The organism is Microbacterium sp. TWP3-1-2b2 (assembly GCF_049896145.1).
Classification (GTDB): domain Bacteria; phylum Actinomycetota; class Actinomycetes; order Actinomycetales; family Microbacteriaceae; genus Microbacterium.
In genome coordinates, this window is sequence record NZ_JAFCTS010000002.1 from 130,906 (window position 1) to 152,263 (window position 21,358).

The 21,358-nt window shown below is 67.4% G+C and carries 24 protein-coding genes; 14 read left to right on the top strand and 10 right to left on the bottom strand.

Going from position 1 to position 21,358, the window contains the following annotated elements; all coding sequences use genetic code 11:
• Positions 1 to 189 precede the first annotated feature (189 nt).
• The 10 genes from ACP7AR_RS16105 to ACP7AR_RS16150 all read left to right on the top strand — a co-directional run bounded on the left by ACP7AR_RS16105 (position 190) and on the right by ACP7AR_RS16150 (position 10,364).
• Positions 190 to 1,170, top strand: a complete 981-nt coding sequence (locus ACP7AR_RS16105; RefSeq protein WP_426188566.1) for a LacI family DNA-binding transcriptional regulator — start codon at positions 190 to 192, stop codon at positions 1,168 to 1,170.
• Between the two features lie 115 nt (positions 1,171 to 1,285).
• The gene (locus ACP7AR_RS16110; protein WP_426188052.1) at positions 1,286 to 2,449 is read left to right on the top strand and encodes a Gfo/Idh/MocA family protein; all 1,164 of its coding nucleotides are present in this window, start codon (positions 1,286 to 1,288) and stop codon (positions 2,447 to 2,449) included.
• On the top strand, positions 2,446 to 3,651 hold the full coding sequence (locus tag ACP7AR_RS16115; RefSeq protein ID WP_426188054.1) for a dihydrodipicolinate synthase family protein: 1,206 nt from the start codon (positions 2,446 to 2,448) through the stop codon (positions 3,649 to 3,651). The genes ACP7AR_RS16110 and ACP7AR_RS16115 overlap by 4 nt, the downstream gene beginning before the upstream one ends.
• Positions 3,648 to 4,514: a sugar phosphate isomerase/epimerase family protein gene (locus ACP7AR_RS16120; RefSeq protein ID WP_426188056.1), complete on the top strand. Its 867-nt coding sequence runs from the start codon at positions 3,648 to 3,650 to the stop codon at positions 4,512 to 4,514. Before ACP7AR_RS16115 ends, ACP7AR_RS16120 begins: the two co-directional genes overlap by 4 nt.
• Before the next feature lie 35 nt (positions 4,515 to 4,549).
• The gene (locus tag ACP7AR_RS16125) at positions 4,550 to 5,320 is read left to right on the top strand and encodes a sugar phosphate isomerase/epimerase family protein (protein ID WP_426188058.1); all 771 of its coding nucleotides are present in this window, start codon (positions 4,550 to 4,552) and stop codon (positions 5,318 to 5,320) included.
• Between the two features lie 9 nt (positions 5,321 to 5,329).
• Positions 5,330 to 6,373, top strand: a complete 1,044-nt coding sequence (locus ACP7AR_RS16130) for a LacI family DNA-binding transcriptional regulator (protein WP_426188060.1) — start codon at positions 5,330 to 5,332, stop codon at positions 6,371 to 6,373.
• A complete protein-coding gene (locus tag ACP7AR_RS16135; protein WP_426188568.1) occupies positions 6,373 to 7,485 on the top strand; it encodes a glycerate kinase in 1,113 nt (370 codons plus the stop codon). Before ACP7AR_RS16130 ends, ACP7AR_RS16135 begins: the two co-directional genes overlap by 1 nt.
• Before the next feature lie 93 nt (positions 7,486 to 7,578).
• Positions 7,579 to 8,442, top strand: a complete 864-nt coding sequence (locus tag ACP7AR_RS16140) for an ABC transporter permease (protein ID WP_426188062.1) — start codon at positions 7,579 to 7,581, stop codon at positions 8,440 to 8,442.
• Between the two features lie 49 nt (positions 8,443 to 8,491).
• The gene (locus tag ACP7AR_RS16145) at positions 8,492 to 9,529 is read left to right on the top strand and encodes an ABC transporter substrate-binding protein (RefSeq protein WP_426188064.1); all 1,038 of its coding nucleotides are present in this window, start codon (positions 8,492 to 8,494) and stop codon (positions 9,527 to 9,529) included.
• A gap of 43 nt (positions 9,530 to 9,572) precedes the next feature.
• Positions 9,573 to 10,364, top strand: a complete 792-nt coding sequence (locus ACP7AR_RS16150; RefSeq protein WP_426188066.1) for an ABC transporter ATP-binding protein — start codon at positions 9,573 to 9,575, stop codon at positions 10,362 to 10,364.
• A 134-nt stretch (positions 10,365 to 10,498) separates the two neighbouring features.
• Here ACP7AR_RS16150 and pgm read toward each other — a convergent pair whose 3' ends face one another.
• Positions 10,499 to 12,142: a phosphoglucomutase (alpha-D-glucose-1,6-bisphosphate-dependent) gene (gene pgm / locus ACP7AR_RS16155; RefSeq protein ID WP_426188068.1), complete on the bottom strand. Its 1,644-nt coding sequence runs from the start codon at positions 12,140 to 12,142 to the stop codon at positions 10,499 to 10,501.
• 74 nt (positions 12,143 to 12,216) lie between these two features.
• On the opposite strand from pgm, the gene pheA reads away from it, so the two are divergent.
• Positions 12,217 to 13,167, top strand: a complete 951-nt coding sequence (pheA, locus tag ACP7AR_RS16160; protein ID WP_426188070.1) for a prephenate dehydratase — start codon at positions 12,217 to 12,219, stop codon at positions 13,165 to 13,167.
• A gap of 30 nt (positions 13,168 to 13,197) precedes the next feature.
• Here the strand turns inward: pheA and ACP7AR_RS16165 are convergent, their stop codons facing one another.
• From ACP7AR_RS16165 to ACP7AR_RS16180, 4 genes are all read right to left on the bottom strand, one after another.
• Positions 13,198 to 13,407 carry a methyltransferase gene (locus ACP7AR_RS16165; RefSeq protein ID WP_426188072.1) on the bottom strand — a complete coding sequence of 70 codons (210 nt, stop codon included), beginning with the start codon at positions 13,405 to 13,407 and terminating at the stop codon, positions 13,198 to 13,200.
• Between the two features lie 71 nt (positions 13,408 to 13,478).
• The gene (locus tag ACP7AR_RS16170; RefSeq protein ID WP_426188074.1) at positions 13,479 to 14,534 is read right to left on the bottom strand and encodes an LLM class flavin-dependent oxidoreductase; all 1,056 of its coding nucleotides are present in this window, start codon (positions 14,532 to 14,534) and stop codon (positions 13,479 to 13,481) included.
• Between the two features lie 95 nt (positions 14,535 to 14,629).
• Entirely contained in the window at positions 14,630 to 14,857 is a 228-nt protein-coding gene (locus ACP7AR_RS16175; protein ID WP_426188076.1) for a DUF2795 domain-containing protein, read from the bottom strand.
• Positions 14,858 to 14,893: 36 nt separating this feature from the next.
• Complete coding sequence (locus ACP7AR_RS16180; RefSeq protein WP_426188079.1) at positions 14,894 to 15,316, bottom strand: Hsp20/alpha crystallin family protein; 423 nt, start codon at positions 15,314 to 15,316, stop codon at positions 14,894 to 14,896.
• 120 nt (positions 15,317 to 15,436) lie between these two features.
• Here ACP7AR_RS16180 and ACP7AR_RS16185 point away from each other — a divergent pair, with 120 nt between their 5' ends.
• From ACP7AR_RS16185 to ACP7AR_RS16195, 3 genes are all read left to right on the top strand, one after another.
• Positions 15,437 to 15,721 (top strand): MerR family transcriptional regulator, encoded by a 285-nt coding sequence (locus ACP7AR_RS16185; protein ID WP_426188081.1) that lies wholly within the window; start codon positions 15,437 to 15,439, stop codon positions 15,719 to 15,721.
• Positions 15,722 to 15,792: 71 nt separating this feature from the next.
• Positions 15,793 to 16,062, top strand: a complete 270-nt coding sequence (locus ACP7AR_RS16190; protein WP_426188083.1) for a hypothetical protein — start codon at positions 15,793 to 15,795, stop codon at positions 16,060 to 16,062.
• A complete protein-coding gene (locus ACP7AR_RS16195; RefSeq protein ID WP_426188085.1) occupies positions 16,059 to 17,504 on the top strand; it encodes a cation:proton antiporter in 1,446 nt (481 codons plus the stop codon). Before ACP7AR_RS16190 ends, ACP7AR_RS16195 begins: the two co-directional genes overlap by 4 nt.
• Before the next feature lie 103 nt (positions 17,505 to 17,607).
• Here ACP7AR_RS16195 and ACP7AR_RS16200 read toward each other — a convergent pair whose 3' ends face one another.
• The 5 genes from ACP7AR_RS16200 to ACP7AR_RS16220 form a co-directional block, all read right to left on the bottom strand.
• Entirely contained in the window at positions 17,608 to 19,026 is a 1,419-nt protein-coding gene (locus ACP7AR_RS16200; protein ID WP_426188087.1) for a dicarboxylate/amino acid:cation symporter, read from the bottom strand.
• A gap of 151 nt (positions 19,027 to 19,177) precedes the next feature.
• Positions 19,178 to 19,537 carry a hypothetical protein gene (locus ACP7AR_RS16205; protein ID WP_426188089.1) on the bottom strand — a complete coding sequence of 120 codons (360 nt, stop codon included), beginning with the start codon at positions 19,535 to 19,537 and terminating at the stop codon, positions 19,178 to 19,180.
• Positions 19,538 to 19,609: 72 nt separating this feature from the next.
• On the bottom strand, positions 19,610 to 19,846 hold the full coding sequence (locus ACP7AR_RS16210; RefSeq protein WP_426188091.1) for a helix-turn-helix domain-containing protein: 237 nt from the start codon (positions 19,844 to 19,846) through the stop codon (positions 19,610 to 19,612).
• The gene (locus ACP7AR_RS16215) at positions 19,843 to 20,583 is read right to left on the bottom strand and encodes a hypothetical protein (RefSeq protein WP_426188093.1); all 741 of its coding nucleotides are present in this window, start codon (positions 20,581 to 20,583) and stop codon (positions 19,843 to 19,845) included. The genes ACP7AR_RS16210 and ACP7AR_RS16215 overlap by 4 nt, the downstream gene beginning before the upstream one ends.
• Positions 20,583 to 21,203, bottom strand: coding sequence for a hypothetical protein (locus ACP7AR_RS16220; RefSeq protein ID WP_426188095.1), 621 nt, complete (start codon positions 21,201 to 21,203; stop codon positions 20,583 to 20,585). Before ACP7AR_RS16220 ends, ACP7AR_RS16215 begins: the two co-directional genes overlap by 1 nt.
• Positions 21,204 to 21,358: the final 155 nt, after the last annotated feature.

A 21,358-nucleotide genomic window follows, 5' to 3' on the forward strand; every position in this document is an offset into this window, starting at 1 on the left:
CCCGGCGGTGATAACGTCAACATTCAGGAGTTGTCAGCGGCAGGCGGCAAGAGGGGGAACCGGATGCGCGAGCGGGATGATCTGGGTCGGCTCGTGCGAGCGGAGAGGACCGCGTCCGACCGCTCCTCGTCGGGCGATGCGAGAGCAGACCGCGCCTCGTCGGGCCGTGCGCCGTCGGGCCGCGTCTCCATGGCCATGGTCGCCGGTCGCGCCGGGGTCTCCGGACAGACGGTCTCGAGAGTCGTGAACGGCAGCCCCCGCGTCGACCCCGCCACGCGCGCCCGCGTCGAGGCGGCGATGGTCGAACTCGGCTACCGTCCGCACCGTGCTGCGCGCGCACTGCGCACGGGGCGCACCCAGACGATCGGCCTGGTGGTGACGACCCTCGCCACGGTCGGGAACTCGCGGATGCTGCAGGCCACCGCCGAAGCGGCGGAAGAGCGCGGATACGCACTTCTGCTCGTCACCGCCGGTGACGCGGTCGCCGACGCCTTCGATCGGTTGCGCGATCAGGGCGTCGACGGTGCGATCGTGCTGAATGAGGCGTCGGCGCTCACCCTGGCCGCCGATCGTCCGGAGGGCTTGCACCTCGTCGTCGTGGATGCGCCGGCATCGTCCGGATTGCGCGTGGTGCACAGCGATCATGCCGGGGGAGCGGCGGTCGCCACCGGCAAGCTCCTCGACCTCGGTCACGAGAACGTGTGGCACCTGGCGGGTCCCACGGATTCGTTCGCCGCCGCAGAGCGGGAACGCGGTTGGCGTGAGATGCTGCAGGCGAGAGGCGTCACGCCGAGCCCCGTCGTTCGCGGCGACTGGTCGGCCGAGTCCGGACACCTCGCCGCATCCGAACTGACACAGGCGACGGCGGTCTTCAGCGCGAACGACCAGATGGCGCTGGGTCTCGTCCGAGGGTTCGCGGAGCAGGGACGCTGCGTGCCGGATCGGGTCAGCGTGATCGGATTCGATGACGTGCCGGATGCGGCGAACTACCGTCCACCGTTGACGACCGTCCGTCAGGACTTCACTGCACTCGCCGTCGCAGCCGTCGACGCTCTCGTGGCGGAGATCGAAGGCGACGAGGTCGCGACTGCCGGTGTCTCGCGCGACGGCGGTGCTCAGGGCATCATTCGCACGCGTCTGATCGAGCGGGAGAGCGCCGCTTCGGCCTGATCGTCGACCGCCATGATCGGCGTGACGGTTGCGTCGATCGGCATGAACGTGTCAGTATGTCGGAAAGCGCTTACCCAACGGGTGGGGCAGCTGCTTCCCACAGAACGGATCACACATGTCACAGGCGACGACCCGCGAGATCGGCATCATCATGAACGGCGTCTCCGGGCGCATGGGCTACCGGCAGCACCTCGTGCGCAGCATCCTCGCCATCCGTGATCAGGGCGGCATCGAGCTTCCGGACGGCACGAAGGTCACCGTCAAGCCGATTCTCGTCGGACGCAATGAGGCCAAGCTCGCCGAACTCGCCGCCCTGCACGGCATCGAGGACTACACCACCGACCTCGATGCGGCGCTCGCTGATGAGAGGTGGGAGATCTACGCCGACTTCCTCGTGACGAAGGCGCGCGCATCCGCCATCCGCAAGGCGATCGCGGCAGGCAAGGCGATCTACACGGAGAAGCCGACCGCCGAGTCGCTGGAGGAGGCCCTCGAACTCGCACGCCTCGCGAAGGCGGCGGGGGTCAAGACCGGCGTCGTGCACGACAAGCTCTACCTGCCCGGCCTGCAGAAGCTCAAGCGCCTCATCGACTCGGGCTTCTTCGGTCGGGTCCTCTCCGTCCGTGGCGAGTTCGGTTACTGGGTGTTCGAGGGTGACTGGCAGCCGGCGCAGCGCCCGAGCTGGAACTACCGCACCGAGGACGGCGGCGGCATCATCACTGACATGTTCCCGCACTGGAACTACGTGCTCGAGAACCTGTTCGGCGAGGTCAAGAGCGTCTACGCGCAGGCCGCAGTGCACATCCCGGAGCGCTGGGACGAGAACGGCGAGAAGTACGTCGCGACCGCTGAAGATGCCGCCTACGGAATCTTCGAACTCGAGGGCGGCATCGTCGCCGAGATCAACTCCAGCTGGACAGTGCGCGTGAACCGTGACGAGCTCGTCGAGTTCCAGGTCGACGGCACGCACGGCTCTGCCGTGGTCGGACTGTTCGGCGCGAAGATCCAGCCCCGCAACGCCACACCGAAGCCGGTGTGGAACCCCGACCTCGAAGACACCCGCGACTACGACGCCGACTGGCAGAGCGTGCCCACCAATGACGTGTTCCTCAACGGGTTCCGTCAGCAGTGGGAGGAGTACCTGACCTCCTACGCCCTCGGCACCGACTACCCCTTCGACCTGCTCGCCGGGGCCAAGGGCGTGCAGTTCGCCGAGGCAGGGCTGACCTCGAGCGCAGAAGGTCGCAAGGTCACGATCGAGCCGTTGAGCCTGTCATGAGCACCCTGCGCCTTCTCTCACCGGACGGCACCGCATCGGATGCTGCCCTGAACGATTCCGGTGTCTACACACGTCCCACCGCGCCGCTGCAGAGTCGCGTCGCCTACGCTGCCGCGCACGTGGTGCCGAAGACGCACGCCGACAACACTCCTGGGCAGCCGGCGGACATCGACTGGGACGCGACTCTCGCATTCCGCCGCAACGTGTACTCGTGGGGTCTCGGCGTCGCCGACGCCATGGACACCGCGCAGCGCAACATGGGCCTGGATGCCGCAGCCACCCGCGAGCTCATCGCCCGCAGCGCGCAGGTCGCGCGTGAGGAGGGTGGATCCGTCGTCGTCGGCGTGAACACCGACCACCTCGCCTCTGATCACGGCGTCGAGACGCACATCACGATCGATCAGGTGATCGACGCCTACAAGGAGCAGCTGCACTTCACCGAGGATCAGGAGGGCGCAGGCCCGGTGCTGATGGCGTCTCGCCACCTCGCTCGGGTGGCGAAGGATGCCGAGGACTACCGCCGCGTGTATCGAGAAGTGCTGCAGTCGGCGACCGTGCCGGTCGTGCTGCACTGGCTCGGCACCGCATTCGATCCCGAACTCGCGGGCTATTTCGGGGCGCAGGACTGGCAGACAGCATCCGACGTCCTCCTCGAGATCATCGCGGAGAACCAGGACAAGGTCGCCGGCGTCAAGATGAGCCTTCTCAACGCCGAGTCCGAGATCTCGGTGCGCGAGCGTCTGCCGGAGGGCGTGCGCATGTTCACCGGCGACGACTTCAACTACGTCGGCCTGATCGGCGGCGACACGATCGGCCAGGGCGACGGCCATTCGGATGCGCTGCTGGGTGCGTTCGCGGCGATCACACCCGTGGCATCCGCCGCGATCCAGGCGCTCGACGTCGGCGACCCTGAGGCGTATCGGCGCATCCTCGGCCCCACAGAGGAGCTCAGCCGCCAGGTGTTCGCCGCGCCCACGTTCTACTACAAGACCGGTGTCGCGTTCCTCTCATGGCTCAACGGTCACCAGCCCGCGTTCCAGATGGTCGGCGGGCTGCACTCGGCCAGGAGCCTGCCGCACCTCAGCCGCATCGTCGAGCTCGCGAACTTCTCGCTCGCCCTCGAGAATCCCGAACTCGCCCGAGAGCGTTGGCACGGGATGCTGCGACTGAACGGCATCGACGCAGGAAGGACCGACGCGTGAGCGACCCGGATCCGCGACTGTCGATCAACCAGGCCACGATCAAGCACGCGAACCTCGAGACCGCACTGCGGGTCACTGCGGCAGCGGGCGTACAGGCGATCGGGCTCTGGCGGGAGCCGGTGAACGAGGTCGGGCTCGACGTGGCGGTGCGGATGCTGGCCGACTCTGGGCTGCGGTTCTCCACGCACTGCCGTGGGGGGTTCTTCACACTGCCGGACGGGCCGCAGCGAAACGCCGCGCTCGACGACAACCGCAGGGCGATCGAAGAGACGGCGACTCTCGCGGCGGCCGGCGCGGAAGGTTCGACCGCCGTGCTCGTGCTCGTCGCCGGCGGTCTTCCTGAGGGCGACCGCGACGTCGTCGGCGCGCGCGAACGGGTGCGCGACGCGATCGGCGCGCTGGCCCCGGACGCGCAGGCGGCCGGTGTGACGCTGGCGATCGAGCCGCTGCATCCGATGTACGCGTCGGACCGTGCTGTCGTCTCGACGCTCGGGCAGGCACTCGACATCGCAGCGGACTTCGACGCCGAGGTCGTCGGTGCCGCGGTCGACACGTTCCATATCTGGTGGGATCCGCAGGTGCTCGAGCAGATCGCACGCGCGGGCCGCGAAGGACGCATCGCGACGTATCAGGTGTGCGATTGGAAGACCCCTCTGCCCGCCGACGTGCTGCTCGGACGGCATTACATGGGCGACGGCGTGATCGACTTCGCCTCGCTCACCGAGGCCGTGATCGCGACCGGCTACGACCGCGACATCGAAGTGGAGATCTTCAACGCCGACATCTGGGCAGACGCGCCGGAGAATGTGGTGCGGCGCACTGCCGAGGCATTCGCCGCGACGGTATCGCCGCACCTCCGCTGAGCCTCTTTGCCTGTCCGGGTGAGAGGATGACCCCCATGACAGCGATCCGCGCAGGCCTGTGCTCGGTGACCTTCCGCGCCCTCAGTCCGGAGCGCATCATCGATCTCGCGGCGGATGCCGGCCTCGAGTCGATCGAGTGGGGCGGCGACGGGCACGTTCGTCCGGGCGAACCGATCCGCGCTGAGCAGGTGGCGAAGGCCACCGCGGATGCCGGGCTCGTCGTCGCCTCGTACGGTTCCTACTTCCGTGCGCGAGCGGGTGAAGACCTCAGCCCCGTCCTCGACAGCGCAGAGGCACTGGGAACCGACCGCGTGCGCATCTGGGCGGGAACTCGGGGCTCCACCGAGGCGACGCCCGACGAACGTGCCGCGACGATCGAACGGCTGCGGTCCGCGGCATCCGAAGCGCAACAGCGCAGCATCGGCCTCGCCCTCGAGTTCCATTCCGGCACGCTCGCCGACAACGCGTCGACGACATCGAGCGTGCTGCGCGAGGTCGACAGCACCGCTCTCACGACCTACTGGCAGCCGACGGTCGCCGCCTCCGATGACATCGCGCTCGCCGAGTACGAGGCCATCGCGCCGGACGTCAGCGCACTGCATGTCTTCTCGTGGTGGCCCGAGACACAGCGGCTGCGCCTGCACGAGCGCGGCGAGCTCTGGCGGCGGGTCTTCGCTGCAGCAGCAGCGAGCCCTGCACCTCCACGCGACGCGCTTCTCGAGTTCGTGCCGAACGACGACCCCGCACTTCTCGCCCCCGAAGCCGCGACGCTGCGCGACAGCATCCGCTCCTCGGCCGCTCGTTAGGATCGACGCATGACCCCTCGTGAATCGCGTCCGCGCTCCGAAACGCCGACGCTGCACGATGTCGCGCGCGAGGCGGGGGTGTCTCTTGCGACGGCCTCTCGCGTGCTGAACGGCTCGACCCGCAAGGTCGCCGAATCGTTCCGCGAGCGCGTCGAGGAGGCGGCCGACCGGCTCGGCTACACCGCGAACGCCTCGGCTCAGGCCACGGCCCGCGGCACCTCCGCCGTGATAGCGCTTCTCGTCGCCGACATCGCCGACCCGTACTTCGGTCTGATCGCCTCCGGAGTCGCGCGCGGTGCCGACGAGGAGGGCCTCATCGTCACCGTCGCGATCACCGAGCGCGACGATGCGCGTGAGAAGAAGATCCTGCGCGCGCTGCGAGGTCAGCATCCGCGCGGTGTGATCCTGGCGGCATCGCGCACCGACGACGGCGCGAACTCCACGGCCGAGGAGCTCGCGGCCTTCCGTGCACTGGGGGCACGCACCGTCACGTTCGGGCCGGGTGGCGATCGCAGCATCCGCATCGACAACCGCGGCGGCGCTGAGCGTCTGGGCCGCGAGATGGCGCGCCTCGGGTATCGCCAGGCGATCGCGATCGGGGCAGCGGAAGGTGTGCGCACCTCGGACGATCGCCTCGGTGGCTTCCACTCGGGATTCGCGGCCGGAGGCGGCACGGTGTCGCGGGAGTACCGGGGGAGCTTCGCGCGCGAATCGGGGGTGTCCTCCATGGCTGCGGCCCTCGCCGATGGTGTGGAGCAGGGCACGCTCGTGTTCGCACTCAGCGATGTGATCGCGATCGGGGCGATGACCGCGATCCGTGATGCAGGAAGATCCGTCGGTGACGACATCGCGATGTGCGGCTTCGACGACACCCCCGTGAGCCGCGACGTCACCCCTCAGCTCACCACTGTCCGCGTGCCGTTGAGCGACTTCGGATATCAGGCGTTCAGAGCGACAGTCGACGACGAATGGCAGCAGGTCGAGGCGCCGCTCGAGGTGCTCGTGCGTGCGAGCACGCCGCCGCGTTCGAACGCCGAGGGGGCATCACTGTGATGCGCGTCGTCGTGGCGCCGGACAGTTTCAAGGGCACGATCACGGCAGCGGATGCCGCGGCATCGATCGCGCGCGGATGGCGATCTGTCGATCCGACGGCCGAGATCGTGCTGAGGCCGATGGCCGACGGGGGAGAAGGCACGGTGTCGGCGTTCGCTGCCGCCGTGCAGGGGTCCGAGCGGATGCCGCTCACGGTCGACGGTCCTGCCGGGGTGCAGGTGGAGACGGACTGGCTGCTGCTTCCGCCGTCCGACGATGCGCCGAACGGCACCGCGGTGATCGATGTCGCTTCGACGTCGGGCATCGAACTGCTCGACGAGCTGCGCCCGTTCGATGCGCACTCGCGCGGATTCGGTCAGGCGATCGCCGGCGCGCTCGACCACGGCGTCTCCCGCCTGGTGGTCGGGATAGGTTCGAGCGCGTCGACGGACGGCGGCATCGGGATGCTGGCGGCGCTGGGCGCACGCTTTCTCGACGCCGACGGAATCGAGGTCGACCCCGGCGCGCGTGGTCTGCTTCGTGTCACGGCGGCCGACCTTTCCGAGCTGCGCGTCGCCCCCGAGGTGCTTGTGCTCTCGGACGTGACGAATCCGCTGACCGGTGCCCGCGGTGCAGCTCACGTGTTCGGCCCGCAGAAGGGTCTGGTCGAGGCGGCCGATCGCGACAGCGTCGACGCTGCACTCGCACGCCTCGCCGGGATGCTCGAGCTGGATGAGTCGACCAGCGGTGCGGGCGCTGCCGGGGGTGTGGGCGGAGCGCTCGTGGCCTGGGGAGCGCGGCTCGTACCCGGCGCGGGGGAAGTCGCGCGGCTCATCTCCCTCGCCTCCGATGTGAGCGTTGCCGATGTGGTCATCACCGGTGAGGGCTCATACGACGGGCAGTCGGGCGACGGCAAGGTCCCCTCGTTCGTCGCTGCGCTCGCCGCAGAGGCCGGTGTGCCGGCGTTGATCGTCGCAGGCCGCATCACTTCGGATGCCGATCGTGCTCTGTTCGCGGCATCCGCTTCTCTGACCGAGCTCGCCGGGTCGGCGGATGCCGCGCTCGCAGAGCCTGCGCGCTGGCTCACCGCGGCTGGTGCGGTTCTCGCGGAGAGCGGTTTCCGCACGGATTGACACGGCGGTATCGGCGACATAAACTCGCACCAAGACCAATGGGAATACGCTTTCCCACCCCCTCACCCACAGACGAAGATGTCGAGGAATTCCATGTCGTCACCTCAGAACGCCACCATGACGCTCGCTGTCGCTCAGGGCAAGGACCGCGATCGCCGCGAGCCGAATGCGATCGTCGGATGGTGGTCGCGCAACTGGCACCCGGTGGTCTTCGTCATCGCCGTACTCGCGCTGTGGTGGGTCGCGACCGCACTGAAGTGGGTGCAGCCGTTCATCATCCCGTCGCCGGCCGACACCTGGAGTGCTTTCGCGGACAACTTCGCGTACCTGATGCAGCACACCTGGGTGACGACGTACGAGACGGTCATCGGCTTCGTGATCGCGGTCGTCGTCGGGCTCTTCGTCGCCGTCGTCATGGTCTACTCCAAGGGCCTGGAGCAGACGCTCTACCCCGTGATCCTCTTCGCGCAGGTCATTCCCAAGATCGCCATCGCCCCGCTGTTCGTCGTGTGGCTCGGGTTCGGTGCAGAGCCGAAGATCCTCGTCGCCGTCCTGATGGCGTTCTTCCCCGTCGTGATCTCCGGGCTCGCGGGGCTCCGCACGGTCGATCCTGAGATCCTTCAGCTCGCCTCCACCATGGGTGCCGGCAAGTTCAAGACGTTCCTCAAGGTGCGTCTGCCGGCATCGCTGCCCGAACTTCTGTCCGGGCTGAAGGTCGCTGCGACCCTCGCCGTCACGGGTGCCGTCGTCGGCGAGTTCGTGGGTGCGAACGAGGGCCTCGGCTACGTCATCCTCCAGGCCAACGGAAACCTCGACACCGCGATGCTCTTCGCCGCCCTCATCATCATGTCGCTCATGGGCGTCATCCTCTTCGGGATCATCCAGATCGCCGAGAAGTTCCTCATCCCGTGGCACGCGTCCAAACGAGATGTCGCCTCGGCGACCGTGCGGCTCTGACCGCACCCCGAACCAGCCCAAACAGCCACACAACGAAAGCAGGAGTCTGATGAAGAAGTCGGGAACCGTCCTCAGCTCGATCGCCCTGATCGCAGCATCCGCGCTCGCCCTCACCGGATGCGGCGGCGCGAGCGAAACACCGTCTTCGGATGGAGGTGACGCATCCGCCGAGATGACCGATGTCACCCTCATGCTCAACTGGTACCCGTACGGTGAGCACGCCGCGTTCTACTACGGCGTCGAGCAGGGCATCTTCGAGGAGCACGGCATCAACCTCACCATCAAGGCCGGTCAGGGCTCCACGAAGACCGCGCAGGCGGTCGGGCAGGGACAGGTCGACTTCGGTTGGGCGGACACACCCGCAGTGCTCGCCAACATCGACAAGGGCGTCGCGATCAAGAGCGTCGGCGTCTTCCTTCAGACGACTCCCTCTGCCGTGCAGGTCTTCGCGGACTCCGGCATCGAGAGCCCCGAGGACCTCAAGGGCAAGACCATCGCGGTCTCCGCCGGCGATGCGCCGACGACGACCTTCCCGATGTACCTCGAGGCCGTCGGCCTCAGCGAGTCCGACGTCACGCAGCAGAACCTGGATGCCGCAGGCAAGATCGCCGCCATGCTCTCCGGGCAGGTCGACGGACTGATCGGCTTCGCGCACGACCAGGGCCCGACGATCGCCGCGAAGAGCGGCAAGGACGTCGAGTACCTGCGCTACTCCGACGCAGGACTCAACTTCTTCAGTAACGGCCTGGTCGCGCCGACCTCGACGATCGAGAGCGATCCTGAGCTCGTGAAGGAGCTTGTCGCCGCGACGTCCGAAGCGTTCACCGCAGCGCAGGAGGACCCGGAGGCCGCTGTCGCCGCAATGGACGGCAAGGACCCGCAGATGCCCGAGAAGGACGTGCTGCTGGACCAGTGGGAAGAGACCATCAAGCTGCTGACAACGGAGGCCACCGAGGGTGAAGACCCGGGCGTGAACGCCACAGAGGACTGGGAGTCGACTCTCGCGGTGCTGTCGGATGCGGGCCTCATCTCCGGTGAGGGAGACGTCGACACCTACTTCGACGCGACCTTCGCGCCTGGCGAGTAGCGAGTCCCGGATGCCGACGACGCAGATTCAGGAAAGAGCAGACATGACGGCGACACCCAGCGGTGATTCCGTGCTGGAGATCAAGGATCTCGCGATCACATTCGCGTCCAAACGCGGGCAGGTCACGGCGCTCGAGGGGGTCGACCTCGATGTGAAGGCGGGCGAGTTCATCACGATCGCCGGACCGTCCGGATGCGGCAAGTCGACGCTCCTCAAGGCTGTCGCCGGTCTCACCACGCCCAGCGGAGGATCGATCAAGCTGCGAGGGGACGAGGTGCGCGGTCCAAGACAGGACATCGGGTTCGTGTTCCAGCGGGCGGCCCTGCTGGAGTGGCGGAGCGTGCGCGGCAACATCCTGCTCCAGGCGGAGATGCGCGGCATGAACATGCGCAAGGCGCAGGCTCGCGCCGACGAGCTGATCGAGATGACCGGGCTGACGGGCTTCGAGAAGGCGCTTCCGCACGAACTGTCCGGCGGCATGCAGCAGCGGGTGTCGCTGTGCCGTGCGCTGCTGCATGAGCCGGGCGTACTGCTCATGGACGAGCCGTTCGGCGCGCTGGACGCTCTGACGCGCGAACGGATGAACGTCGAACTCAACCGGATCACGAGCCAGACCGGTACGACCGTGCTGCTCGTGACCCACTCGGTGGCCGAGGCGGTGTACCTCGCCACCCGCGTCGTCGTCATGAGTCCGCGGCCTGGACACATTCTCGAGGAGCACCGCGTCGATCTGCCGGCCGAGCGCGATTACGCGGCGGTGCTGGAGACTGCGGAGTTCCACCAGGTGTCCAGTCGCGTGCGCGAGCTGCTCGGCGCTCCGGCCGTCGCGGACTGAGGCCGCGGGGCGCCCGGGCGCCGGGACGGTTCGTTCGTGAGGTGTCGCTGAATGCTGCGTCCCCCGCCGGGATGCGGCCATTTGCGCCACCTCACGCCCGCGGCTCAAAGGGGCCTGTGACACGCAGGGAAGTGTCAGCCTCCGAGCGCAGCCGAAACGACCGCGCGGGCCTCGTCCTGGACTTCAGCGAGATGTTCGGCGCCGAGCAGGCTCTCCGCGTACAACTTGTACACGTCTTCCGTGCCCGACGGCCGCGCGGCGAACCACGCGTGCTCGGTCTGCACCTTGAGCCCGCCGATCGCGGCGCCGTTGCCCGGAGCGTGTGACAGCTTCGCGGTGATCCTCTCGCCGGCGATCGTCGTCGCCGTCACGGCATCCGGTGCGAGCTTTCCGAGCGTCGCCTTCTGCTCGGGCGTCGCCGGGGCGTCGACGCGCTGATACGCGGATGCTCCGAATGCCTGCTCGAGCTCCGCGTAGCGTTCGGAGGGGCTCTTGCCCGTGACCGCGATGATCTCCGCCGCGAGCAGGCACAGCAGGATGCCGTCCTTGTCCGTGGACCACACTGTTCCGTCCTTGCGAAGGAACGATGCGCCGGCCGACTCTTCGCCACCGAATGCGACCGTGCCGTCGAGCAGCCCTGGCACGAACCACTTGAATCCGACGGGCACCTCCAGCAGCCGACGCCCCAGCGATTCGGCCACCCGGTCGATGATCATCGACGAGACGAGGGTCTTGCCGATCGCGGCATCCCGAGGCCACTGAGCGCGGTGCGAGAACAGGTAGTCGATCGCGACGGCGAGGTAGTGGTTGGGGTTCATGAGGCCGGCATCGGGGGTGACGATCCCGTGCCGGTCGGCGTCGGCGTCGTTGCCGGTGAGTACGTCGAAGTCGCCCTTCTTCGCGACCAGCGAGGCCATGGCGTTCGGCGACGAGGGATCCATCCGGATCTTCTCGTCCCAGTCCAGCGTCATGAAGCGCCAGGTCGGGTCGACCTCGGGGTTCACGACAGTGAGGTCGAGGCCGTGCAGCTCCTTGATCAGCTGCCAGTACTCGACCGATGCGCCGCCCAGCGGGTCTGCTCCGATCCGAACGCCTGCCTTCTTGATGGCCTCAAGGTCGATGATCGTCGGAAGATCGCGCACGTACGCGTCGCGGAAGTCGTAGTTCGGAAGCGTGTCCCAGTCGATGTCGGCGAAGCTCTTCCACTTCACTTCTGCCAGACCGCCCTCGATCAGAGCGTTCGCCCTGTCCGCGATCCATCCGGTGGCGTCTGCGTCTGCGGGTCCGCCGTGCGGCGGGTTGTACTTGAAGCCGCCGTCGCGCGGCGGGTTGTGCGACGGGGTCACCACTATTCCGTCCGCTCGGCCGGCGGCATCGGCGGCAAGGGCGCGGTTGTGGGTGAGGATGGCGTGGCTCAGCGCCGGAGTCGGCACGTAGGAGTCGCGCGAATCGACGCGCATGTCGACGTCGTTGGCGATCAGCACCTCGATCGCGCTGCGCTCGGCCGGCAGCGAAAGCGCATGCGTGTCGCGACCGAGGAACAGCGGACCGGTGATCCCCTGCGCGCGGCGATAGTCGACGATCGCCTGAGTCGTGGCGAGGATGTGATGTTCATTGAAGCTCTTCGACAGCGATGACCCACGGTGGCCACTCGTGCCGAACACCACGCGCTGCGCGGGCACCGACGGATCCGGAACGCGGTCGTAGTATGCGGCGATCAGTTCGTCGACATCGATGAGGTCACTTTCCTCCGCAGGGAGGCCGGCACGGCTCGTCATGAGATCAGTCTGCCCCGATCTGGCCGTGTGCGCATCATCGCCCCCCGGTTCTCACAGCGGATGGAAGGGCTAGGGTGAAACGCGTGACTGAACGCCGTACCTACAGCTACCTCGGACCAGCGGGCACCTTCACCGAGGCTGCGCTCGATCAGGTGGCGGAGGCGTGGGGCCAGGAGCGGCGGCCCGTGCTCAACGTGGGCGAGGCGCTCGCCGACGTGCTCGAGGGCCGCAGCTACGCGGCGATGATCGCTATCGAGAACTCCATCGAGGGCGGCGTCTCCACCACTCAGGACGCACTCGCGACGCTTCCCGGGCTTCGGATCATCGGCGAGTACCTGGTGAAGGTGAACTTCGTGCTGGTCGCCGCACCGGGTACGAAGCTCGAGGACGTGACATCGATCGCTGCACATCCGGTGGCGTACGCCCAGTGCCATGGATGGCTCGGGGGGCACCTGCCGCGGCACTCTCACGTCCCGGCCGCCAGCAACGTGGCATCCGCGATCGGAGTGCTCGACGGCACGCTGCCGGCCCAGGCGGCGATCGCCCCACCAGGAATCGCGGAGCACTATGACGTCGACGTGCTCGCATCGGAGATCGGCGACAACACCTCTGCCGTCACCCGCTTCGTGCTCGTGACCCGTACGGCCACACCGCCGACGCCCACCGGCGCCGACAAGACCTCTCTGATCGTCGAGCTCCCCAACGACCGCCCCGGTTCCCTGCTCGAGATGCTCGAGCAGTTCTCGACCCGCGGCATCAATCTCTCGCTGATCGAGTCACGACCGATCGGCGACGAGCTCGGACGGTACCGTTTCGTGCTGGATGCCGACGGGCACGTGCACGACGAACGAATGGCGGACGCGCTTCTCGGCATCCGCCGGTTCAGCCCCCGCGTCGTGTTCCTCGGGTCGTACCCTCGTGCCGACCGGCAGATCGTGCACTATCCCGATCGCTACGCCGACGACGTGTTCGTCGAGGCGCGCGATTGGCTGCGTGACCTGCTCTCGGGCGCGCCGGAGGAGTGAGCCCGGTCGGTTCCTGAGTCAGTCGGAGGGTCAGTGCTCCTGGTAGCGCGGCCAGCTGCTGCCCGGGCGCATGTGCGAGTACAGCGCACCCTTGGCGACTTCGAGCGACGGATACGCGCCGGTCTGCGCATCCGCCCCTGCCATCACCACGACGTAGCCGTCATCCGAATGGCGGATGCTGCCGACGACGCCGTTCGTTCCGTATGCGACCCAGAGACCGCGGGTCTTGGTGGTGCTCATCATTGAACTCCTTCCGACACTGCTGACCGTACCCCCGAGTCAGGGTTAAGGCCATACCCGGGGCGAGGCGATCACAACGCGGCGGCGATGAGCTCCAGCGTCTGCGCGCGTCCGGCGGCTGAATCCTGCGGTTCGGCGTCGTATGCGCCGGCCACGGGGGAGAGCATGACCTCGTCGACGCCATGCGTCTGGGCGAACGCGCGAACCTCTGCGGCGACGGACTCTCCGGTGCCGACGAACCACCGCTCGCGTGCGGCCTGCACGACCTGCTCTGTCGCGGCATCCGCCTCGGCGATACCAGCGGCGATCGCCTCTTCGACGGTCTCGAGGGCGGTGAGCGGCTTGTTCAGGCGAAGACGCGACATCATGCGCAGCTGCGGCAGCGCACGGGCCTCGGCCTCTTCGGCCGTGGGCGACGCGACGGCGTTGACCGTCAGGAAGGTGCGCGGCTCCGGGTGTGCCTCGCTGGGCTGATACCCCGAGCGGTACAGGTCGAGCGCGCGCTCCAGACCCTGGCCGGAGAAGTGGTTCGCGAAGACGTAGGGCAGGCCCTGGGATGCTGCGAGTTGAGCCGAGTAGTCGCTCGAGCCCAGCAGCCATACGTCTGGGGCGCCGGTCGCCGCGGGCGTCGAGTGGACGGTGTACTCGCCGCCGGAGGTGAACCGCACGGTCGCACCCTCACCCGACAGCAGCAGTGAGATGTCTTGGACGTACCGAGGGAACTGCTCGACGTCGCTGGTGGTTCCCGTGGTGCGCAGCAACTGCGTGATCACGGGGTCGCTGCCCGGTGCGCGGCCGAGGCCGAGGTCGATGCGACCGGGAGCGATCGCCTCGAGGGCGGCGAACTGCTCGGCCACGATCAGCGGTGCGTGGTTCGGGAGCATGACGCCGCCCGAACCCAACCGCATCCGCTGGGTGCGCGACGCCGCGGCGGCGATCAGTACCGGGGGAGTGGTCGATGCCACGGCAGGCATGTTGTGATGCTCGGCGAACCAGTAGCGACGGTAGCCGAGACGGTCGGCGATCTCAGCGAGGCTGAGGGATGCTGCGATCGCCTCCGCGCTGGTCTGGCCGGTGCGTACCGGGACGAGGTCGAGAACGGACAGGGCGGGGGCTGCGGAAGTCATCACGGAAGGCAACAGGAGGGGAGGGCGGGGAATTCCCGCCCTCCCCTTTTCGGCGGCGCAGATGTCCGTCGGATGAGCGCCGGCTCGACGCCGCGTCAGGCGAGCGCCGGCTCGACCGACGTGAAGGCACCGGAGAGCGCCCGCGCGCCGAGGCGGTACTTGATGTGCCAGCCTGCGCTGTAGCTCTGCTCGGGGAGGTCCTCGAGCAGAGCGATGTCGGCCGGCCCCAGGCCGTCCCGATTCGCCTCTCGCAGAAGGTCATCCCTCGTGGCCGGATATTCCATGTCGGCGAGGAACTGACTCATGTCAGGGGTGATGCGCATCTCGACACTCCTTTCATCGAGTTGATCGGCACCTGGTCAGGCGTCGATGGCCTGCCGGTGCTCTCTGGATTCGACCTCGATCTTGCGGGGCTTCGCGCGCTCGCTGACCGGGATGATCACCGACAGAACGCCGCTCTCGTATGAAGCGCTGATCCCCTCGAGATCGACGCCGTCGCCGAGCGTGAACTGGCGCAGGAATGTTCCCGCGCCCCGTTCCCGCGCGAGCCAGCGCACGCCCTCCTGATTGTCGGCCGTGCGCTGCGCTCGCAGCGTGAGCTGCGCGCCGTCCAGATCGACGTCGATCGAACCAGGATCGACGCCGGGGAGATCGGCGTGCAGGACGTACCTCTCTCCGTCGCGGAAGAGGTCCACCGGCATGAGCCGGGGCGCGCGAACGGAGTCGAGCACGCTCGCGGCGAAGCGATCGAGCTGACTGAACGGATCGAATGACATTGCCATGAGTAATCTCCTTCCATGCGGCCCGTGCGGGCGATTATGGGTGCTTATCTGCACCCGTGCTATAGATTTGTTATAGAACAACGACCGAGAAAATTGCAAGTGTTTAAGGAAGTTCTCAGGATGGCCGAACGAAAGTCCTACACTCCGGTCTACGGCATCGCCGTGGCGGCGGCCCTGGTCGGGTTGCCCGAGGCCACTCTGCGCCTGTTCGAGAGCAGAGGGTTGCTGACACCTTCGCGCAGCGACGGCGGAACCCGCCGTTACAGCGACGACGACATCGAGCGGATGCAGCGGGCGGCGAGGCTTCGTGATGACGGGATCAATATCGCGGGCATCAGCCGAGTGCTCGATCTGGAAGACGAGAACGCAGAGCTTCGCGGACAGCTCGACGAGTCGTCCGAGTGACAGATCGAGGCACCCGTCCCGGTCCGTGAGGCTCCTGTCACGCTCACTGTCGGCCTCGCTAGCATTCACTCATGGATGCCACCCTGTTCTACGTGCTTGTCGGAGCGGTCGTCGTGGCGGCGATCGCCCGATGGCGAGGATGGCCGGCTCCCCTGCTCGTCACCGTCGTCGCGCTCGCGGCATCCTTCCTCCCGTTCATGCCCGAGATGGCGATCGACGGGCACGTGCTCCTGAACCTCGTGCTGCCGCCGTTGCTTTACTCGGCGGCTCTGGACGTCTCGTTCGTCGGATTCAAGCGCAGCCTTCCTCAGATCCGACGGCTGGGATCTGGCTGGTATTGATCACCGCTCTCGCGGCCGGACTCGTCGCGTGGCTCATCTTTCCCGCGCTCACGCTTCCCGGCGCGCTGCTGCTCGGCGCGATCGTCGCGCCGCCGGACGCCGTCTCCGCAGCAGCCATCGGCCGCAAGCTCGGGCTGCCGCGCCGGGTCATGACCGTGCTGTCGGGGGAGAGTCTCATCAATGACGCGACCTCGTTGACGCTGTACCGGGTGTTCGCTGCGATCATCGCCGGCGCGACGCTCACGGTGTGGGATGGGATCTGGCAGTTCGTACTCGCGGTCGTGATCGGCGTCGTGGTCGGCCTCGTGTTCGGAATCCTCCTTCACCAGCTGCGCATGCGTGTCGCCGACCCTGTGGTGATCGGCACGTTCGGACTGCTGGTGCCGTTCGGTGCATACGCGATCGCCGAGCACCTCGGCGGATCCGGTGTGCTCGCCGTCGTCGCGATGGGGCTGTACGTCGGATACAACGCCCCGCGCACCGACTACACGACCAGGCAGCAGGAGGCGCCCCTGTGGCTGTCGGCGGATCTTCTGCTCGAGAGCTTCGTGTTCGCGTACATCGGGCTGCAGTTCCGGCGAGTGCTCGTCGACCTCGGCGATGAGTCGGTCGAGCACATCCTGTGGCTCTCAGGGGCAGTGCTGCTGGTCGTGCTGCTGGTGCGTCCGCTCTACATCTACCCGGCGCATGCGCTGGCCCGATTCTGGGAGCGTCGGCGGTTGCGGCGCTGGGACCGGGCCGTGGCTGCAGGGCGGTTCGATCCGAGCAGGCAGAGGCCGGGACGTCCGCCGCTCACACCGGAGAAGATGAAGGAGCGGATCACCGAACCGGCGCTCGACTGGAGGGACAACGCGGTGATCTCGTGGGCGGGCATGCGCGGTGTCGTGACCCTGGCGACCGCGTTGGCCGCAGCGGACATCGCAGAGCTCCCCACAGGGCCGTCGCATGCGATCGTCATCGTCGCGTTCATCGTCACGGTGGGCACGCTGCTGCTGCAGGGACTCACGCTGCCGCTGCTCATCCGCCGTCTCGGTGTGGCGAGCGACGTCGATCACGAGGCGGACATGCGCGCCCTCGCCTCGGTGCGTGCGCGCAGCAGGCAGGCGGGCAAGGAGTTCCTCGCCGAGCAGCGTGCGCTGTGGGAGCAGAGGTACGGCGACATCGACCTGCGCGCGTTCGACGCCTTCGCGAACCGCATGACGAAGGTCGAGACCGACACGGACCACGCGCAGGAGACGGAAGAGGCGGCCGCGCGGCCCTCAGCCGAGGACCTGGTCGCGCTTTCGCGCGGGTGGCTGCAGGTGCGGCGAGAAGTGCTCCTGGAGGAGCGGGATGCGGGCAACCTTGACGAAGAGGTGATGCGCGAGCTGATCACGGCGATGGATGCGGAGGAGTTGGCGCTCGACACCCGCGGTGCGATGCGGCTTCCAGGCCGCGCCTGAGCCTCGCTTTGGGTCACCCGCACGACGAGACCGAGCCTGCAGCACGAGACATACCGTGGGAACGGAAGTCTCGCGCCGCAGACTCGGTCTCGCGGGACGAACGTCAGCGGGTGGCGGCGGGCTCGCCCTCTGCAGCGGCCTCGCCCACGGCATCCTCGTCCGAGTCGTCGGCGAAGGGCAGGCCCTGGCGGGGAGCGTTGTAGAGCTCCTCATCAAGGATCCCCTCGCGCTTGGCGACGATCGTCGGCACCAGTGCCTGGCCCGCGACGTTGACCGCGGTGCGGCCCATGTCGAGGATCGGGTCGATCGCCAGCAGCAGCCCGACGCCCTCGAGGGGAAGGCCCAGCGTCGACAGCGTGAGCGTGAGCATCACGGTCGCGCCGGTGGTGCCGGCAGTGGCGGCGGAGCCGAGGACCGAGACGAGCACGATCAGCAGGTACTGGATGAGGTTCAGCTCGATGCCGAAGAACTGCGCGACGAAGATCGCGGCGATCGCGGGGTAGATGGCCGCGCAGCCGTCCATTTTGGTGGTCGAGCCGAAGGGCACCGCGAAGGACGCATACGAGCTCGGCACGCCGAGGTTCCGCTCGGTGACGCGCTCGGTGAGGGGCAGCGTTCCGATCGAGGAACGGCTGACGAACCCGAGCTGCACGGCGGGCCAGACGCCGGTGAAGTACTGCTTGATCGACAGGCCGTGCGTCCTGACCAGGATCGGGTAGACGACGAAGATCACCAGAGCGAGGCCGATGTAGACGGCTGCGGCGAACCAGGCCAGTGAGGCGAGCTTCTCCCAGCCGTACTTGATCACGGCCGAGCCGATGAGGCCGAAGGTGCCGATCGGGGCGATGCGGATGATCCACCAGACGACACGCTGGATGACCTTGAGCAGCGACTCGGTGAACGCGAGGAACGGCTCGGCCTTCTTGCCGGCCTTGAGGGCTGCGATCCCGACGACCGCGGCGACGACGATCACCTGAAGGATGTTGAAGCTGATGCTGGACGAGACGTCGCCCGCTTCTGCGTCGAACGAGCTGCTGACGCCGATTCCGAGGAAGTTCTGCGGGATGAGGCCGAGGAGGAAGTTCCACCAGGTGCCTACCGCGTACGGTTCGCTCGGCTCGAGGCCGTCGCCCGCGCGGGCGCCTGGCTGGATCACGAGCCCGAGCACGATGCCGATCGTCACGGCGATGAACGCGGTGATCGCGAACCAGAGCAGGGTCTGACCGGCGAGACGCGCGGCGTTCTGCACACGGCGGAGGTTCGAGATGCTGGCGACGATCGCGGTGAAGATCAAGGGCACGACTGCGGCGCGCAGGATCGTGACGTAGGAGCTGCCGATCGTGTCGAGCGTCGCGGACAGGCCATTCGGGTTGTCCGCGGTGGCGCCGAGGTTTCGGCCGATGAGCCCGGCGGCGATGCCGAGGACGAGGGCCGCGAGGATCTGGAACCCGAACGAGGTCAGAAGCTTCCGTGCGGGGCTGCGGGTGTCCGGCGCTTTCTGGGCGCGAGTGGTGCTGCTCATGAGACTCCAAGTCGAAGGGCGCCGGGATGTGCGCCGTGCGGATCAACGTTACGAGCAGTCATGCGTTGTGGGTGCGGAGATGACGAAGGATGACGGATGCCGAAGCATCCGTCATCCTTCGAAAGGGGCGCGTCGCGCTAGGCGGGGCGGATCACTCTGCAGCGCAGGCGCCGACGGCATCCTGCATCGTCGTCGTGACGAGCTGCTTCGCCTCCTCGGAGGTCTGCAGGTCTTCACCGCCGGCCATGTTCTTGAGATCCTGATCGGAGACCTCGGATTCGAGGAACTCACCCGCGATGCAGTCGACCTGATCCGCGGTGAGGAGGTCACCCTGGCCGCTGTCTTCGAGGATCGTCGTGATGCCGGTGCTGAGCTCTTCTGCGGATGGCCGGTCAGAGCTGCCGCCGGACCCGCCACCCGGTCCACCGGCACAGGCGGCGAGCGAGATGGCCACAACTGCGATCGGCAAGGTCATGAGGATGCGGGAGCGCAGGTTCCGGTCGATGTTCATGAGTTCAACCCTACGCAGTCCGGGTGTCCGGATTGGCGGGCGGGATGGGCAGGAATGCCCGTCCCGCCCGAGTCAGTCGCGGGCGGCGAGCACGAGCAGCTCGCCGACCTCGCAATCGAGCGCGTCGCAGATCGCCCGCAGCGTGGAGTAGCGGATGGCGCGTGCGCGGTCGTTCTTCAGCACCGACAGATTGACGATGCTCACACCGACCCTCGCACTCAGCTCGGTCAGCGTCATTCCGCGTTCGGCGAGCAGCTCGTCGAGGCGGCAGTGGATGCCGGTGTCCTCTTCTTCGACCGCGGGAGTCACACCAGGCCCTCCGTCTCGCGTTGCAGAAGCTCGTTCTCGCTTTGCAGGCGCATGCCCTGCCGGAATACGGCTGCGAGTGCGGCAAGGCCGAGGGCGCCCACGAACGGCAGGGGCGTCACGGTGAGTTGGAACACCATTGGGTACCATTGCGAACTCTGGTCCACCACTTCTCGCAGTCCGAGCGTCGCGGCGACGCCGCCCAGCAGCTCAGACACGATGCCTAGCGCCAGCACCGCGATTGCTCCGCCAGTCAGCACCCTCGTCACTGTTCGCGAGAAGGTGCGCCCACGCAGAGTCTGGAAGCAGATCACGGCCAGCATCATGGCGGGAGTCGTCGAGAACGCCATCGAGAAGAGCTGGGCTGAGCCCGCCAGCAGCCGGAGCCCGAGCGACGCGCCTTCGACTGTGAAGTCGGACAGATTCTCAGATTGGCAGGTCGTCGTACCTCCCATCGCGAGTGCGCTGCACAGGTCTGTTGGCCAAGGGAACCATACGGATGTCGTTCCGTGGAGTTCTGCCCAATCCACCGTGAATGCTTTGAGGACGATGATCACAGCGCCGGCGAGTGACGACATCACCCACAAACCCGAGACCGTCAGCGCGGCATCCAGTGCGATTGTCTTACTGCCTCGACGTCGGCCGCGCCAGACGACGAAGCCGACGACAGCGCTGAGCACGGCGAGTGTGATTCCGATGTTTCCCAGCGATGGCCAGAACTCACCCATGAAGTTGATCATCAGACCAGCCCCTCCGTCTCGCGCTGCAAGCGCTGCCCGACTTCGAACGCCGTCCCTACGAGTGCCAGGGCGATGCCCCAGCCGATCGACGCAGGGTTCAACTCGTACAGGAACATCCAGAAGCCTTCTGTGTCGGCACCGGACGCCGCGAGCTGCTCGACCACCTGGGCGCGAGCGATCGCGCCGAACAGTGGCCCCGTCATCCCCGTCACGATGAGCGCGAGCGCCGCGGTCGCCAGCATCGGGACCATCGAGCGTCGGAACGCCCGCTGACGTATGAGCGACAAGCCCAACCACCACAGCGACGCGCACACGATGACTGTCGCGAGCGCGGGAAGCGCGGCCTCAGCGAGCAGCAACCAGCGGGTGCCGGCATCCAGGCTCTCGAACGAGACGACCGACTGCGTGTACTCCGCCGCAGCGATGCCGTCGGCATCCGAGAGTGAAGCCATCTGCGCGCCATCGACCGGCAGGCTCACGGGCACAGGCGACCCGAAGATCTCGATCCCCGCACCGACGGCGCCGAAGACGGATGCGACCCCGATGCTCACGGCGCCGGTCGCCACCAGGCCGAGTGCCACTGCCTCGCTCAGCGACGGGTGTGCGCTGCGATTGTCCATGAGTACCCCCATATCGATATTCGTTGTTATCGCTTTTCGTTAACATAACGACTATCGATATTTCGGTCAACCCTCGCCCGTACATCCGCTCGTCAGACCGCGTCACCCCGCTATGCCGACGGCGAACACGGGCATACCCGGCCTGCGTGGTCGTT

Excerpts from the sequence above, each read along its gene's own strand:
- ACP7AR_RS16105 (WP_426188566.1), top strand. The coding sequence starts at position 190 with ATGGCCATGGTCGCCGGTCGCGCCGGGGTCTCCGGACAGACGGTCTCG.
- ACP7AR_RS16110 (WP_426188052.1), top strand. The coding sequence starts at position 1,286 with ATGTCACAGGCGACGACCCGCGAGATCGGCATCATCATGAACGGCGTC.
- ACP7AR_RS16115 (WP_426188054.1), top strand. The coding sequence starts at position 2,446 with ATGAGCACCCTGCGCCTTCTCTCACCGGACGGCACCGCATCGGATGCT.
- ACP7AR_RS16125 (WP_426188058.1), top strand. The coding sequence starts at position 4,550 with ATGACAGCGATCCGCGCAGGCCTGTGCTCGGTGACCTTCCGCGCCCTC.
- ACP7AR_RS16130 (WP_426188060.1), top strand. The coding sequence starts at position 5,330 with ATGACCCCTCGTGAATCGCGTCCGCGCTCCGAAACGCCGACGCTGCAC.
- ACP7AR_RS16135 (WP_426188568.1), top strand. The coding sequence starts at position 6,373 with ATGCGCGTCGTCGTGGCGCCGGACAGTTTCAAGGGCACGATCACGGCA.
- ACP7AR_RS16140 (WP_426188062.1), top strand. The coding sequence starts at position 7,579 with ATGTCGTCACCTCAGAACGCCACCATGACGCTCGCTGTCGCTCAGGGC.
- ACP7AR_RS16145 (WP_426188064.1), top strand. The coding sequence starts at position 8,492 with ATGAAGAAGTCGGGAACCGTCCTCAGCTCGATCGCCCTGATCGCAGCA.
- ACP7AR_RS16150 (WP_426188066.1), top strand. The coding sequence starts at position 9,573 with ATGACGGCGACACCCAGCGGTGATTCCGTGCTGGAGATCAAGGATCTC.
- pgm (WP_426188068.1), bottom strand. The coding sequence starts at position 12,142 with ATGACGAGCCGTGCCGGCCTCCCTGCGGAGGAAAGTGACCTCATCGAT.
- ACP7AR_RS16165 (WP_426188072.1), bottom strand. The coding sequence starts at position 13,407 with ATGAGCACCACCAAGACCCGCGGTCTCTGGGTCGCATACGGAACGAAC.
- ACP7AR_RS16170 (WP_426188074.1), bottom strand. The coding sequence starts at position 14,534 with ATGACTTCCGCAGCCCCCGCCCTGTCCGTTCTCGACCTCGTCCCGGTA.
- ACP7AR_RS16175 (WP_426188076.1), bottom strand. The coding sequence starts at position 14,857 with ATGCGCATCACCCCTGACATGAGTCAGTTCCTCGCCGACATGGAATAT.
- ACP7AR_RS16180 (WP_426188079.1), bottom strand. The coding sequence starts at position 15,316 with ATGGCAATGTCATTCGATCCGTTCAGTCAGCTCGATCGCTTCGCCGCG.
- ACP7AR_RS16185 (WP_426188081.1), top strand. The coding sequence starts at position 15,437 with ATGGCCGAACGAAAGTCCTACACTCCGGTCTACGGCATCGCCGTGGCG.
- ACP7AR_RS16190 (WP_426188083.1), top strand. The coding sequence starts at position 15,793 with ATGGATGCCACCCTGTTCTACGTGCTTGTCGGAGCGGTCGTCGTGGCG.
- ACP7AR_RS16200 (WP_426188087.1), bottom strand. The coding sequence starts at position 19,026 with ATGAGCAGCACCACTCGCGCCCAGAAAGCGCCGGACACCCGCAGCCCC.
- ACP7AR_RS16205 (WP_426188089.1), bottom strand. The coding sequence starts at position 19,537 with ATGAACATCGACCGGAACCTGCGCTCCCGCATCCTCATGACCTTGCCG.
- ACP7AR_RS16215 (WP_426188093.1), bottom strand. The coding sequence starts at position 20,583 with ATGATCAACTTCATGGGTGAGTTCTGGCCATCGCTGGGAAACATCGGA.
- ACP7AR_RS16220 (WP_426188095.1), bottom strand. The coding sequence starts at position 21,203 with ATGGACAATCGCAGCGCACACCCGTCGCTGAGCGAGGCAGTGGCACTC.